The organism is Streptomyces sp. NPDC048383, from assembly GCF_040651775.1.
Lineage (GTDB): Bacteria > Actinomycetota > Actinomycetes > Streptomycetales > Streptomycetaceae > Streptomyces.
Genome location: NZ_JBEZKS010000046.1, coordinates 56,332 through 70,261, shown reverse-complemented (window position 1 = coordinate 70,261; position 13,930 = coordinate 56,332). Strand labels below are relative to the sequence as shown.

Here is a 13,930-nt window from a genome sequence, read left to right as displayed (position 1 = left end):
CCGGCGCCGTCGGTCCGGCCGCGCCGGCGCGCGCCGGCCTTCCTGCGGCGTCCCGACGCGGCGACGCCGGTGCTCTTCGGGGCCGCCCGCCGGCCCCGCGAGCGCCCTCTCCCCGACGTATCCTGCCCACCCACTCCGAATGTCCCCTCTGCAGTGCTTTCCCGCACACCCTAAAGGCACCTTCTGTGCGATCGACGAACTGGAGCGCCCTCGGCGCGAAGTGGCGCCGTGCACACCTCCGGTGCCGAAGCGGAGGCATTTCGTGCCACGCAGGGGACGGTTTCTCCCGGTCTTCGGCCAAGAAGCCGCCCTGGACCGGGTCCGATCCGGAACGTGCGGAAAGGGTCGTCCAGTTGTGCGAGGATGCGGTCCCCCGATTCGTGCGAACCGGGTGACAAGGGGAAACACAGTGATACCGAAGAGGTTCAGGCCCGCCTTCATCGCGGCCCTGACCGTGGCCCTGACGTCCGGCAGCTTCCTCGCCTACTCCGCGAGTGCCGGTTCCGGGCCCGAGGCGGCCGATCGTGCCGCCACCGACGCCTTCGCCCGCATAGCCGACGAAGTGCTGTCCCGCCGTTCCGAGGCCCTCGTGGAGGAGCAGCAGGGGCGCCGCGGCGCGGCGCCGGGCTCCGCGAAGACCGCGAAGGCCGCGATGTCGAGCAAGTTCAAGAAGGACGAGGACACCGCGCTGTCGTCGCTGCGCTCGCGCAAGGCGCGTCTCGCGGAGCTCGGCGAGGCCTACAGCGGAGCCGACACCCGCGTGACCGTCGAGCGTGCCACGATCACCGGCGGCAGGGCCACGGTCCAACTGACCGAGGACACCAAACTCACCTACAAGAAGCTGCGCGGGGACGAGCCGGAGACGACCGAGCTCCGCACCCGCTACGAGCTGAAGCTCACCAGCAAGAAGGGGGGCCGCTGGGAGCTGGACTCGGTCAAGTCCCAGGAGAACGGGCCCGTCGCCGTCAACGAGCCCGTCGCCGCCAAGGTGAACACCGTCAAGGACGACGGCAACCAGTACCCGGACGGCACGCCCGCCGCCACCAAGTACCCGGCCACGCCCAAGCCGAAGGCGAAGACCGGCGGCGCGTACGACTACAACGCCATGGCGAAGTACGCCGAGAAGTACTGGAGCAACTACAACCCCCAGTACCGCAAGTTCAACGGCGCCGGCGGCGACTGCACCAACTTCATCAGCCAGGCGCTGAAAGCGGGCGGCTGGAAGGCCGCTCCCGGCTCGTCCTCGGACTACCGCAACTGGTGGTACGACGGCAGCCGGCAGAGCGACTCCTGGGTCGGCGCCAACGAGTGGGCCTGGTTCACGCTGTCGAACCAGCGGGCCGCCAACCTGGCGAACGTCTACCAGATGGACGTCGGTGACGTACTGCAGGTGGACTTCAACAAGGACGGGTCCAAGGACCACTCGATGATGGTGACGTACCGCAGCGGCAACGGCATGCCGTACCTCACCTACCACTCCACCAACACGTACCGGAAGTCCCTCGCGAGCATCCTCGCGTCGTACCCGGACGCGCGCTACTTCGCGTACCGCACCTGACGGGTGGGGTCCGGCCCCGCCCGCCGCACGGTGGGCGGGGCCGGACCGCGCTCGGGTACGGGAACATTCCCGCGGGTGCCCTCGTTGTGCCGGGAACCATTCCTCCGATCATGGAACGAGGGACCCCCGTGCCCGTGCCCGAACCCGCTTCCGGTGACGCCGTGACCCCGCTTCCGTCGCTCACCGTCCAGGCCGAGCGCCTGATCGAACTCGGGGTGGCCGAGATCGCCGGGATACCGCCGGCCGAGCTGCGCGCCTTCGCCGAACGCGCCCGCGCCGCCGCGGATGCCGATGCCGCCGCCGATGCCGGGGGCCTCCTGCTCGCCGTCCACCCGGACCGGGCCCCCGCCTCCGCCCTCGCGCCGCTGCTCCTCCGCGAGGGCAAGCCCGGCTTCGTCGTCCTCGACATGGCGGACGTCGACCGGTTCGTACCCCATCACGCCGAGTTGCCCGACGCCGCGCTCTACCTCGTCACCGGCGTGGACCGCGGCGACCACATGTCCAACTGGAGCCCGGACGAGGCCCTGCTCGCCCTCACCGAGGAGAACCGCACCCCGCTGGTGCTGACCGAGGGCATCCACTGGCTGCTCCAGCGGCCGGAGGCCCTGGAGCGCAACCACTGCTTCATGACGATCGGCTCGCGGCTGCGCAAGCCGAACGGCACCCTGGACGCCCGCACCCCGGCGATCTGGATCAGCAACGGCACCGGCCGGGACGGACGGGAGCGCCGCGACGCCCCCAAGGTGGGCTGGTGCTGGTGGAACAACCGGCACACCTGGCTCGGCTTCGGTTCGGCCACCGGCCGTCGCGCCTGAACCGCCCCGAAGCCGGAGGCTCCGGCCGCCCCACGGCCGGGGCCGCCGTCTCCCGAACCCGGGACAGCGGAACGGCTCCGCCCTCGATGAGGGGGAGCCGTGTCCGTCAGGGGTGCGACGCGTGGGTCAGGCGTGGCGCCTCTTCCCGGCGATCACCCGGTAGACGGCGAGGAGGATGAGGGAACCGATGATGGCAGCGATCCAGGTGGAGAGGTCGAAGAAGCCGTCGATGGAGTCGACGCCGAAAATGACCTTGCCGAGCCAGCCACCGAGCAGACCGCCCGCGATGCCGATGAGCATGGTGATGATGAGGCCGCCCGGGTCCCGGCCCGGCATCAGCGCCTTGGCGATGAGGCCCGCGAGCAACCCGATGAGAATCCAGGCGAGAATGCCCATGATGCGTCTCCTACCTCGGTGAATAAGAACGGTGTTAACAACCGTCTTCACCGTGCGGAGGCTTTCAAACGTGCCGACTTCTTGATCGTTTCCCCGGTGCGAACCGCCCCGTCCGCCCGGGTCGCACCGGTCCGGCCATGGGCCGGCGGCTCGGCCCCCCGGGCGCGCGTCACTGCGTGCCCCCATCCGTGTGTACCCTCCGTAATCGGCGTGCCCGATCGTGGGCAGCATGGTGACCAGGCGGACCGGGACGCGGAGGTACGGGTGAACAGCGGTGAACAGCGGCTCATCGTGCACGTCGGGGGCGAGATGGACGTGGACCGGGCTCCGATGCTCGCCGAGGCCCTGTATGCGGCGATCAGGCAACCCGGCGGTGCCGACGAGATCGTCGTGGACGTCGCCGAGTTGTTCTTCTGCGACTCCTCGGGGCTCAACGCCCTGATTACCGCCCAGCACGAGGCGAAGGCGCACGGTTGCCACATCAGCCTGCGTGCTCCGCAACCGCAGCTGCGACGTCTGCTGGAACTCACCGGCGCCGACGCCTTCTTCTCGGTCACCGACACCTGACCCACGACCGCCGAGGGCCCGCTGTCGCGCCGGCTCTCACCGGACCGCGCGGACGCCGGCTGGCGCGGGCGCGCTGCGCACGACGGGAACCGGCAGCACCCGCTCGGCGTACAGCAGGATGGCCGCGCCGGTCAGGACCAGCAGGGCCAAAACCGTCCACAGGTGCCACGGTTCGGCGTCGAGCAGGAACCCCAGAAGTACGGGTGCGATGGTGCGACAGGCCGACCACGACAGTTGGTAGGTCGCCAGGTACCGACCCCGTAGGCGGTCGGGGGCGGCCTGGACCGAGAGGCTCTGCGAGGGCGCCGAGTGGACGAGTTCCCCGGCGGTGTAGAGCACGGCGACGGCCAGGACGGCGACGAGGAGCCCGGCCGGGCGGCCGCCCAAGAGGTGGGGCAGGGCCGCGAAGGCGGCGAAGGAGAGCGCGAAGACGAACGCGCCGAACGCGGCCGTACGGGTGCGCCTGCCGCGCAGGGTCAGCCGGGCGACCGGGACGCCGAGCGTGGCGACCAGGACGGTGTTGAGCGCGAACACGCCCCCGGCCAGGGCATCGGGGAGGCCGACGTCGCGGGTGAGGAAGACGGGGAGGGCGATGGCCTGGGCGGTGTAGCCGAAGGCGATCAGGAAGTTGGCGGCCGTGATGAGCAGGTACGGCCGGTCGGCGAGGACCTGGCGGTATCCGCCCGGGGCGCCCTGCGGCGGCTGGGCTCCGCTCCGGGTCCGCGGCGGCCGGGGTTCGCGGTGGACGGCAGGAATCCGGGACACCAACACCGCGGCGACGGCGAAGAGCATGGCCAGCGCCATGGCGGCGCCGAGGAAGCCGGCTCTGCCGTTCCACGCGAGCATGGCTGCCGCCGCCAGGCTGCCGAACCCCATTCCGGCGTTGCGCAGGCTGCGGTCCCACGCGAGCAGTCGGTCACGCTCCGCGCCCCGGGCGATCTCGCCGATGAGTGCGTGCTGGCCGGGCGCCGACGCCCACATGCCCACCGCGACCACCAGGGCGACGGCGAGGAACGCCGGGTAGGAGCGGGCGAGCGGGTAGGCGGCGAAACCGACCGCACGCAACGCGAGCACGCCGATGAGTACCTGTCGGCCGCTGAACCGGTCGATGAGGACGCCCGCGGCCGGCATGAACGCCAGGGCGCAGAGCCCGGCGACGGTCAGGCCCGCGCCGATCGACGTCAGCGACAGGCCGGTCAGGGAGTGGACGAACAGCATCGTCAGCGGCACGTACATGCCGTCGCCGATCGAGCTGACCAAGCTCGCGGCGACCAGTCGGCGCCGGGTGCGAACGCCCGGCCCGGCGGGAGGCGACCCCGGGGCGACTCGATGGGCAGCGGTATCTTCCATGGAAGATAATTTATCATTCGTGGAAGATAAGGTGAAGGCATGCAGACCGACGTGACCTCCGCCATCGTCGAGCAGTGGAAGCGCGAGCGTCCCGACCTGGACGCCACACCCATGCTCGTCGTCGGCCGCCTCTTCCGGCTCGTCGAGGCGCTGGATCAACAGCTGCGCCCGCCCTTCCGGGCCGCGGGGTTGGGTAGCGGCGACTTCGACGTGCTGGCGGCGCTCCGACGTTCGGGGGAGCCCTACGCGCTCTCCGCGGGCGAGCTCAGCCGGACCGTCCTGGTCACCACCGGTGCGATCACCAAGCGGGTGGACCGGCTCGCGTCCCGCGGCCTGGTCACCCGCTCCGTCGCCGAGACCGATTCGCGTGGACGCCACATCGCCCTCACGGCCGAGGGGGTCGAACTGACCGACGAACTCATCGCCGTCCACCTGGACAACCAGCGCCGGCTCCTGTCCGGGCTCGGCGCGGACGAGCGGACGCGGCTTGCCCACCTCCTCGAACAATTCGCCTCCACGCTGCCCCCCGAAGCCGGCTGAACATACCGGGGGCCGGTGTCGAGAGGAATCGGACAGGTTTCCCGTGCATCACCCGGGGACTCGGGGGCACCCGGTTCTTCGGAGGTTGATAATCATGGTTCCCCTGCTTCTTGTTCTTCTGCTCGCGCTGCTTCTTTTCGGTGCCGGTTTCGCGGTCAAGATCCTCTGGTGGGTCGCGATCGCGGTTCTGATCCTATGGCTGGTCGGTTTCGTCGCCCGCCCGAAGGGTGGCAGCAAACGCTGGTACCGCTGGTAGCCAGCCGGTGAAAACCCGGGTCGGACCCGCATGACGGTGGCTTGTCACCTCCTCCGAACGGAGGTGACAAGCCACCGTCATGTCCGCGTGCGGGACGGCGACTTCCCGGTTCCGGGTGAAATCGGATATCCGGGGTACCCGGGGGAGCAACCGGGACGGCCGTCGTGACGCAGCAGGGGACCTGCTCACCTCCAACGATCGACGGTCGCCCCGGCCCCGAATTCGATCCGGGGCGAATGAAGCCGCCGGCGTCGGGCATGCGGTTTCCAGGCGGACGAACAACGCACCACCCGCCGCGCAAGTTGTACGGAAGAAACGGGAACGGGCGGGCGATTCATTGCCCAGCGGTTCCTGATTTACCGGAGGAGTTGTTTTAGCGTGACTGAGCATGTGTGGAGCTACAAGTCGACCTCGGGCCACCTGGCCGGCACCGACCTGACCGGATACAAGGTCGAGGCGAGTGACGGCAGCATCGGCAAGGTCGACAAGCACTCCGACGAGGTCGGTGACGCCTACCTGGTCGTGGACACCGGGGTGTGGATCTTCGGCAAGGAGGTCCTGCTCCCGGCGAGCACGGTCGTCAGGATCGACCCCGACGAGCGCAAGGTGTTCGTCGAACGCACCAAGGAACAGATCAAGGACGCCCCCGAGTTCCACCGCGACAAGCACCTCGGCGACGCCGGCTACCGCGAGGACCTGGGCACCTACTACGGCACCGGCGCCCCCTTCGGCGGCCGCCCCGCCTGACCTCCCGCCAGAACGGCTTGGGCCTCGACACCCTGAACAGGGTGTCGAGGCCCAAGCCGTTTTCGCACACGGGGGAGAGCGTCCCGGAACACGCCGAGCCTCCCGTCCGGTGGGACGGGAGGCTCAACGTGATGATCGGTGCCCGACCCGACGCCCTCGCGGGCGCTGCACGCAATGGGCGAGAGGGATGGGGCAAGCCGGGGTCTCGCTGGCACTCGTGCGGGTGTCGGAGGCCCCGGCTCGTGGAGGGGGCTGTGTCAGCTGCCGGCGGACAGGTTGCCCGACAGCACCGGGATGTTGCTGAGGATGTGCGAGAGCGGCTCGTCACCCTTGGCCTGGGTGGAGTTCTCGGTGCACTGCTGGTTCTGCGGGTTGGACAGGACGTTGATGTCCTGGACACCGATGTTGAGGAGCGCCACCAGGGACTGGGCGTTGACCTTGGCCGGGAGGCCGATGCAGGGCTTGTTCAGGCTGCCCTGGACGAGGCCGAGCTGCGGGCTCAGGTCCCCGTGGGTCGACTGGTTGCCGTAGATCTGGGAGGCGCCGTTGCCGTTGACGGTGTTGACGCCGTTGTCGTTGCCGATCGCCATGGCCGGGGCGGCGACTGCGGCGCCCGCACCGAGGATGGAGGCGGTGGCAGCGGCGGTGGCCATCATCTTCTTGATCATTACAAGTCTTCCTGTCGCACGAGTGCACGGTAGTGAGCGCCTTGATCAACGTTTGGGATCCGCCGAAGTGACGGAGCTTCACCCGATCGGCCCCATGACTGCCCCGGCAGGTCCGCTGACACCGGTGCGCCGGGACTCAGCCGCGCATGACCTCCCCGGGGCGCCGGGCGTGCCCAGGTAGTCGGAGCCGGTCTGTTCCTTCGCGCTCAGCAACATCAGCTCCGACAGCTGCCGCTTCGCCTCCGCCGTCGGCAGCCCGAGTTCGGCGCCGATGGACTTCGCCGCCCGGTCCGGAGCGGTACGTGCCTGCGCGACGGTGTGGTCCTGTGCCTTGATCCAGGCGGTGACGACCTCCGGATGCTCGGCCGCGAACGCGTTCGTGACCACACCCAGGTCTGCGGTGGGCTTGCCCTGCTTCGCCGGCTCACGGCTGCTGACGAGCACCTTGCCGTCCTTGGTCAGCTCGCCCAACGTCGGCGTCCACACGTACGCGGCGTCGATGTCGCCCCGCTTCCACGCGGCGAGCGCGTCCTGCGGCTGGAGGTCGATGGTCTGCACCGTCGACGGTTCGACGCCCGAGGCGGCCGGCGCGGCGAGCAGCGAGTAGTGGGCCGTCGACCCGAACGGAGCGGCCACCTTCTTGCCGGCCGGCTCCTTCATCGAACCGATCCCGGCCTTCGCGACCAAGGCCTCGTTGTCCCGGACAGGTGATGTCTTCCGGCCGGCCGCGACGATCAGACCCACGGCGCGACCTCGGCCGCACCCTGCCCCCGGCGGAGGCAGGCGCGGTCGGGGGTGGGCGCCGGAGACGCACCGCAGCATTGGTCCATACCTATTGACCGCCCCTTCCGCCCCCCATACGATCCGGTCCGGACCGGACCCCACCTGTCCCCACCTCACCCGGAGCCGGACGTCGTGCCCCCACGCGTCAGTCATGCCCATGACGTCCTGCGGGAAGGGAGCCCCTCATGTTCCGTCGGCGCTCACGTACTTCACACCTCACCGGCGATGCCGGCCATCCTCAGGATCCCGGCCGCGACGACGGCCGGGCGGACCGCACGGACCGCACGGACCGCACGGGCCGCCCCGCACGCTCCGGCCGGACCGGACGCGGAGCGTCCGCCTTCGCGCGTTCCCTGGCCGGGGTGAGCGCGGTCGCCGTCATCGGCGCCGGCCTGGCCGTGTCCGGCAGCGGCTCGGCCGGAGCGGTCGCCGCGGAGCTGGTGGCCAACTCCGGCTTCGAGAACCAACTGTCCGACTGGACCTGCTCCGGCGGCTCCGGCGCGGTCGTGGCGGACCCGGTCCACGCGGGATCCGGCGCGCTCAAGGCCACGCCGACGGGCTCCGACAGCGCTCGGTGCAGCCAGACCGTGAGCGTACGGCCCAACTCCTCGTACACGCTGAGCGCCTGGGTCCAAGGCAGTTACGTCTACTTGGGCGCCACCGGTAGCGGCGTCACCGGAGCCCAGTCGACCTGGACGGCGAGCAGCCCGTCGTACGGTCGACTCGGCGTCGGGTTCAGCACCGGTGCCCACACCACCTCGGTGACCGTTTACCTGCACGGCTGGTACGGGCAGCCCGCGTACTACGCGGACGACGTCTCGCTCGACGGCCCGGGCGGCAGCACACCGACCCCGACCACGCCGCCGCCGACGACCCCGCCGCCCACCACTCCGCCGCCGACCACCCCGCCCCCGACCACCCCACCGCCCGGGGAGACCTGCCCCACGAAGCCCAGGCCGGCCGGCAAGGTCCTGCAGGGGTACTGGGAGAACTGGGACGGAGCCTCGAACGGCGTCCATCCCGGGATGGGCTGGATCCCCCTCACGGACAGCCGGATCTCCGCGCACGGCTACAACGTGCTCAACACGGCCTTCCCCGTGATCCTCTCGGACGGCACCGTCCTGTGGCAGGACGGCATGGACACCGGGGTCAAGGTCGCCACCCCCGCGGAGATGTGCCGGGCCAAGGCGGCCGGGCAGACGATCCTCATGTCGATCGGAGGCGCCACCGCCGGGATCGACCTGAGTTCCAGCACCGTTGCCGACCGGTTCGTGGCGACGGTCGTCCCGATCCTGAAGAAGTACAACTTCGACGGCATCGACATCGACATCGAGACCGGCCTCACCGGCAGCGGCAACATCAACACCCTGTCCGCCTCCCAGGCCAACCTGATCCGCATCATCGACGGAGTGCTGGCCCAGATGCCGGCGGGGTTCGGTCTCACGATGGCTCCCGAGACCGCGTACGTCACCGGGGGCAGCGTCACCTACGGGTCGATCTGGGGCTCCTACCTGCCGATCATCAAGAAGTACGCGGACAACGGCCGGCTGTGGTGGCTCAACGTGCAGTACTACAACGGCAGCATGTACGGCTGCTCCGGTGACTCCTACCAGGCCGGCACGGTGCAGGGCTTCACCGCGCAGACCACGTGCCTCAACAACGGTCTGACCATCCAGGGGACCACCATCAAGGTCCCCTACGACAAGCAGGTGCCCGGCCTGCCCGCCCAGCCCGGTGCGGGTGGCGGCCACATGACCCCGAACCTGGTCGCCCAGTCGTGGAACGCCTTCGGTGGTTCGTTGAAGGGGCTCATGACCTGGTCGGTCAACTGGGACGGTTCCAAGGGCTGGACCTTCGGTGACAACGTGAAGGCGCTCCAAGGGCGTTGATCGCACACCCGCTCCGATGACCGCGGTCGTGGCGGCCTCCGGCAGGAGGGCCGCCACGACCCGCATCGAGTCACTCGATGACGCTCCGCCCGCGGCGGTCGGGGTGTCGCGGCCGGCGTGTCGTCCGGGGACATGATCGGATCGGTTCTCCGCGGTCGGGTGCGGCCGGCCTCCCCGCGGGCAGGGTGGGAGCCGAAAGGAGGCCTCATGATCTCGGCACTCAACCGGCTCGTCGATCTCGTGGAGGAGCACCTCGACGAGGAGCCCGACGTCCAAGGGTTGGCGACGGCGTGCGGTACGACCCAGTACCACCTGCGTCGGATGTTCTCGTCGTTGGCCGGCATGCCGCTGTCGGAGTACGTGCGCCGACGGCGCATGACCGTCGCCGCCGCCGACGTGGTGCGGGGCGACGCGGATCTGTTGAGCATCGCGGTCCGGCACGGGTACGGCTCCGGTGAGGCGTTCGGGAGGGCGTTCCGGGCGGTGCACGGCGCCGGCCCGAGCGACGTGCGCCGCGATGGAGGCCCCTTGCGCACACAACCACGGCTCAGGTTCCGCCTGACCGTCGAAGGGAGCATCCCCATGGACACCCGCCTCATCAACCGGCCCGCGTTCCGCCTGGTCGGACACGCCGCTCGGGTACCGCTCATCCACCAGGGCGTCAACCCGCACATCCAGCAGCACATCACCTCCTTGCCACAGGAGGCCCACGTACGCCTGAAGGCCCTCGGCGACACCGAACCGGCCGGCCTGCTGCAGGTCAGCGACGACGTCGATCCCGACGGCATCGAGGGCAGCGAACTGACCTACCTGCACGGCGTCGCCCTCGGCCGGGACACACCGACCCCGGACGACCTCGACTCCATCGAGGTGCCGGACGGGACGTGGGCGGTGTTCCGCACCAGCGGTCCCCACCCGCAGGCCCTGCAGACGACCTGGGCGGCGACCGCGACCGACTGGTTCCCCTCCAATCCGTGGCGACTGCGGCGGGGGCCCTCGATCGTCGCCGTCCTGGAGCGCGCGGACGACTTCACCACCGCCACCTGCGAGCTGTGGCTGCCCGTCGAACCGGCGTGACGCGATCCCTCGCACACGGTCGAGCACTTCACGGGGCGGATCCGCCCGCGCGAGCGCCCGGTAGCGGTGCCGCGGCTCCCGGTGCCCGGCGTGCACGGCGGCCCGGTCACGTCGTTCGCGGACCGCTGCCACGGATTGGCGGGCCCCCGACGCGGGCATTCTGGGGCCGGGGGGCCGTACCGACGGTGGATGCGGGGTGTGGGCTGTGGAGCAGCGGGTGGAGGTCCGGCCGGACGAGGCCGGTGTCCGGGTGATCATGTGCGCGGGCGAGTTCGACCAGGACACCATCGGCCCTCTCCGCGCGGCCGCCGACGCCGCACTGGCCGACCCGGCGGTGCGCAGGATCGCCCTGGACGTCACCGGCGTGGAGTTCGCGGACTCCACCTTCTTGAACCTGCTGCTGCGCCTGCGCCGTACGGGGCGTCTGGTCCTGATCGGACCGACTCCGCACCGCCTGAACCGCGTCTTCGACCTGACCCAGGCAGGCGACCTCTTCCAGGTGGTCGCGCATGCGCAGGACGCGTACCAACTCTAGACGCAGGGCGGAGAAGGCGACGAAGGCGGAGAGTTCGGAGGGGAGGCGGCGGGCAGGAGCGGGCGCGTGCGTGCGTCGGAGCCCGCGGTTCCCGATGCTCCCGTGGCGCGGTCGGATCATTCTTCGTTGAGCCAGCCGCAGACGTAGTACTGCTGGTTGGAGTCCCGCTCGATGATCCATTGGTTGAGGACATCGCCCGCCGGCTCCCCGGTCACGGCGTCGCGCCGGGTGAGCTTCGCCTCCACGCTGAGCTCGTTCATGTGCGGGGGGACCTCGTACGGCTGGAGTTCCCAGCGGTCCACGAAATGGCCGTTGAGGACGAATCCGAGCAGGCTCGCGCGCAGTCGGGGGCAGGTGCCCTGGCGCAGGGAAGTCATGTCGTGGTTGGCCAGGCCGTTCATGTAGAGCGCGAAGACGCGCTCGACGGCCCGACGGTCGAGGGGGACGTGGGTGGGAGTGGGTGTGGGAGTGGGGCTGGGTGTGGGTGTGGGAGTGGGGCTGGGGAGGGGGATCGGTGGGACGGGTGTGGTGGGAGGGGGAGAGGAGGGAGACGGGGACGGCGTGGGGGACGGGGAGGCGTGAGCGGGCGCCCCGGAATCGGTCGCGCCGCTTCGACCGGCATCGTCGTCGGAAGAGCCGGAATCCGGCAACCACCACGGAATCGCCAGCACCGCGGCCACGACGACCCCCACCAGACGGACCAGGAAGTACCCCCACCGCCGTGCCGGCCGCCCGGTATCCGACACCAAGGGGGTCAGCCGTTGCGATGCGGGGCGGGCGTCCGGCAGCGCGCCCAGCCGCAGCGTGGACGCGGCCGTCCCGGCGGGCGCCGGCCGGGAACTGTCCGCTCCGTCCGCCGGTCCGCCGAGCAGGTCGTACGCCTCGTCGGCGGTGAGGCGCCGCGCCGGGTCCTTGCGGAGGAGGCCCGTGAGCACGCGGGTCAGTTCCCCGGCGCGGACGGCGGCGGCCGGCTCCTCGGTGGCGACGGCGACGAAGACCGCCCAGGAACCGGCGCCACCGAACGGAGGGTGCCCCTCCACGGCGGTGAACAGCGTCGCGCCCAGCGACCACAGATCCGATGCGGCGGTCGCCGGGAAGCCGCGCACCTGCTCGGGGGACATGTAGGCCGGGGTCCCCATGACCGCCCCGGACCGGGTCAGACCGGCCTCGCCCTCGACCGCGGCGATCCCGAAGTCGGTCAGCACCACCCGGTCGCCTTCGAGCAGCACGTTGGCGGGCTTGATGTCCCGGTGGGTGACACCCGTGGCGTGCACGGCTCGTAACGCGTCCAGGACCTGCCGGCCGATCCTGGCGACCCGGGCCGGCGGAAGCGGGCCGTCCTCCTTGACCAGATCGTCCAGGGACCGGCCGTGGACGAGTTCCATCACGATCCACGGACGGCCGTCGTCGCCGGCTATCCGGTCGTGGACGGTGATGACCCCCGGGTGTTTCAGCCGGGCGGCCGCGCGCGCCTCGCGGTCCAGGCGGTCGATCCAGGCCTTGCGCTGGGAGGCGTCGAGGTCGTCGGGGAGCCGGAGCTCCTTGAGGGCGACCTCCCGGTCGAGTTGCTCGTCATGGGCCCGCCATACGGTCCCCATGCCACCCTGGCCGAGCAGTTCGGCCAACCGGTACCGGCCGGCCAGCAGTCGTCCGCGATCGTCAGTCACGCCCGGAAACCTAGCCCAACGCGCCTGATCGCGAGGACGCGCCCCCGGCCCGACTGCCGTGCCACCGCGCCGGTTTCAGCCTGCCCGCGACCCCGTTCCGTACGCCCGGGACGGTGGGGGACGACTGCGCCGCGGCCCTGTCACCGGTCTGTGGAACGACCCCGCCTCCGTACGGGACGACCGTACGGAGGCGGGGAGCGGGCGGTGGTGCGGGGTGATCAGGTGCCGAGCGGGGCGCCGCGCCACTGCTGGTTGGTGTGGGCCGGGGCACAGTCCCAGATGCCGAGGCGGGTGCCGTTGCCGGTGGCCCAGCCCAGCGCGTCCAGGCACTTGCCGGAGTGGACGCTGCGCAGCAGGCCGTCCGGCAGGAGTTCCCACTTCTGGTTCAGGCCCTGGTGGCAGGTGTTGAGCCCGATGTGGGAACCGTTCTCCGTTTTGGCGTACTGGACGTCCATGCAGCGGCCGAGGGCGCGCACGGTGCCGTCGCTCTCCAGCCGCCAGGCCTGGGCATCGGTGCCGTTGCACTGGTACAGCTGGATGGGGGCGCCGTCCTTGAGGTTGCCGCCCTTGACGTCGACGCACTTGCCGGAGTGCACGCCGGTGATCTGACCGGAGCCCGGGGGCGGCGGCACGCTGCAGTAGATCTCGACGAGCACCTGGTAGTAGCCGTTGCCGCCGATCGGGTTGGCGGCCGGACCGGCCGAGCGGGCGCAACGGGCGCTCTGGTAGCCCTCGTTCACGGCGGCGCCGTAAGCGCTGTTCCATGCGGCGTCGACGGCGATGTTGTACGGGCCGTAGCCGGTGCCGAGGAAGTACTTGGGGGCGGTGGGCGCCAGTGCGGCCGCGGTGGCGGCGGTGCGCGCCGCGGCGACGGCGGTCCCGCTCGCGGTGCTGCTCGCCGCGGCGGGCGCGGCGAGCAGGGTGGTCGCGGCGAGGAGGGCGGTGGCCGTGGTCGACAGCCATCGAACCAGCTTCACTCCGGGCTCCTTTTCGGTTACGTGGTGACGGTGCGGGAACATGCGCCGCCGGGGCCCCGCGCGGTCGTTTCGAACCCTAGCCGCGAGCCGCTCCCGCGCAGTCTC

Annotated in this window: 15 protein-coding genes; 9 read left to right on the top strand and 6 right to left on the bottom strand. The window is 70.8% G+C overall.

Features of this window, described 5'->3' with window-relative positions; genetic code table 11:
- Positions 1-409: 409 nt before the first annotated feature.
- Both AB0D46_RS27620 and AB0D46_RS27615 read left to right on the top strand, forming a co-directional pair.
- Entirely contained in the window at positions 410-1,558 is a 1,149-nt protein-coding gene (locus AB0D46_RS27620; RefSeq protein WP_362881332.1) for an amidase domain-containing protein, read from the top strand.
- A 110-nt stretch (positions 1,559-1,668) separates the two neighbouring features.
- The gene (locus AB0D46_RS27615) at positions 1,669-2,373 is read left to right on the top strand and encodes a DUF5701 family protein (RefSeq protein ID WP_362881331.1); all 705 of its coding nucleotides are present in this window, start codon (positions 1,669-1,671) and stop codon (positions 2,371-2,373) included.
- A gap of 126 nt (positions 2,374-2,499) precedes the next feature.
- Here AB0D46_RS27615 and AB0D46_RS27610 read toward each other — a convergent pair whose 3' ends face one another.
- Complete coding sequence (locus AB0D46_RS27610) at positions 2,500-2,769, bottom strand: GlsB/YeaQ/YmgE family stress response membrane protein (RefSeq protein WP_362881330.1); 270 nt, start codon at positions 2,767-2,769, stop codon at positions 2,500-2,502.
- A 264-nt stretch (positions 2,770-3,033) separates the two neighbouring features.
- Here AB0D46_RS27610 and AB0D46_RS27605 point away from each other — a divergent pair, with 264 nt between their 5' ends.
- Positions 3,034-3,336 (top strand): STAS domain-containing protein, encoded by a 303-nt coding sequence (locus tag AB0D46_RS27605; RefSeq protein ID WP_362881329.1) that lies wholly within the window; start codon positions 3,034-3,036, stop codon positions 3,334-3,336.
- A 36-nt stretch (positions 3,337-3,372) separates the two neighbouring features.
- Here the strand turns inward: AB0D46_RS27605 and AB0D46_RS27600 are convergent, their stop codons facing one another.
- Complete coding sequence (locus AB0D46_RS27600; RefSeq protein ID WP_362881328.1) at positions 3,373-4,686, bottom strand: MFS transporter; 1,314 nt, start codon at positions 4,684-4,686, stop codon at positions 3,373-3,375.
- Positions 4,687-4,725: 39 nt separating this feature from the next.
- Between AB0D46_RS27600 and AB0D46_RS27595 the strand changes: the two genes are divergently transcribed.
- The 3 genes from AB0D46_RS27595 to AB0D46_RS27585 all read left to right on the top strand — a co-directional run bounded on the left by AB0D46_RS27595 (position 4,726) and on the right by AB0D46_RS27585 (position 6,229).
- Positions 4,726-5,226, top strand: a complete 501-nt coding sequence (locus AB0D46_RS27595; RefSeq protein ID WP_362881327.1) for a MarR family transcriptional regulator — start codon at positions 4,726-4,728, stop codon at positions 5,224-5,226.
- A gap of 94 nt (positions 5,227-5,320) precedes the next feature.
- Entirely contained in the window at positions 5,321-5,482 is a 162-nt protein-coding gene (locus tag AB0D46_RS27590; protein ID WP_362881326.1) for a hydrophobic protein, read from the top strand.
- Between the two features lie 378 nt (positions 5,483-5,860).
- A complete protein-coding gene (locus AB0D46_RS27585; RefSeq protein WP_362881325.1) occupies positions 5,861-6,229 on the top strand; it encodes a PRC-barrel domain-containing protein in 369 nt (122 codons plus the stop codon).
- Between the two features lie 257 nt (positions 6,230-6,486).
- On the opposite strand, the gene AB0D46_RS27580 is transcribed toward AB0D46_RS27585, so the two are convergent.
- Both AB0D46_RS27580 and AB0D46_RS27575 read right to left on the bottom strand, forming a co-directional pair.
- Complete coding sequence (locus AB0D46_RS27580; RefSeq protein ID WP_362881324.1) at positions 6,487-6,897, bottom strand: rodlin; 411 nt, start codon at positions 6,895-6,897, stop codon at positions 6,487-6,489.
- A 78-nt stretch (positions 6,898-6,975) separates the two neighbouring features.
- Complete coding sequence (locus tag AB0D46_RS27575; RefSeq protein ID WP_362881323.1) at positions 6,976-7,641, bottom strand: glycine betaine ABC transporter substrate-binding protein; 666 nt, start codon at positions 7,639-7,641, stop codon at positions 6,976-6,978.
- 401 nt (positions 7,642-8,042) lie between these two features.
- Between AB0D46_RS27575 and AB0D46_RS27570 the strand changes: the two genes are divergently transcribed.
- The 3 genes from AB0D46_RS27570 to AB0D46_RS27560 all read left to right on the top strand — a co-directional run bounded on the left by AB0D46_RS27570 (position 8,043) and on the right by AB0D46_RS27560 (position 11,181).
- Entirely contained in the window at positions 8,043-9,569 is a 1,527-nt protein-coding gene (locus AB0D46_RS27570) for a glycosyl hydrolase family 18 protein (RefSeq protein ID WP_362881322.1), read from the top strand.
- A gap of 207 nt (positions 9,570-9,776) precedes the next feature.
- A complete protein-coding gene (locus tag AB0D46_RS27565) occupies positions 9,777-10,646 on the top strand; it encodes an AraC family transcriptional regulator (protein WP_362881321.1) in 870 nt (289 codons plus the stop codon).
- Positions 10,647-10,851: 205 nt separating this feature from the next.
- Positions 10,852-11,181: an STAS domain-containing protein gene (locus AB0D46_RS27560; protein WP_362881319.1), complete on the top strand. Its 330-nt coding sequence runs from the start codon at positions 10,852-10,854 to the stop codon at positions 11,179-11,181.
- A gap of 116 nt (positions 11,182-11,297) precedes the next feature.
- Here AB0D46_RS27560 and AB0D46_RS27555 read toward each other — a convergent pair whose 3' ends face one another.
- The gene (locus tag AB0D46_RS27555; RefSeq protein WP_362881317.1) at positions 11,298-12,848 is read right to left on the bottom strand and encodes a serine/threonine-protein kinase; all 1,551 of its coding nucleotides are present in this window, start codon (positions 12,846-12,848) and stop codon (positions 11,298-11,300) included.
- 218 nt (positions 12,849-13,066) lie between these two features.
- Positions 13,067-13,825: an RICIN domain-containing protein gene (locus tag AB0D46_RS27550; RefSeq protein WP_362881315.1), complete on the bottom strand. Its 759-nt coding sequence runs from the start codon at positions 13,823-13,825 to the stop codon at positions 13,067-13,069.
- Between the last annotated feature and the right edge of the window lie 105 nt (positions 13,826-13,930).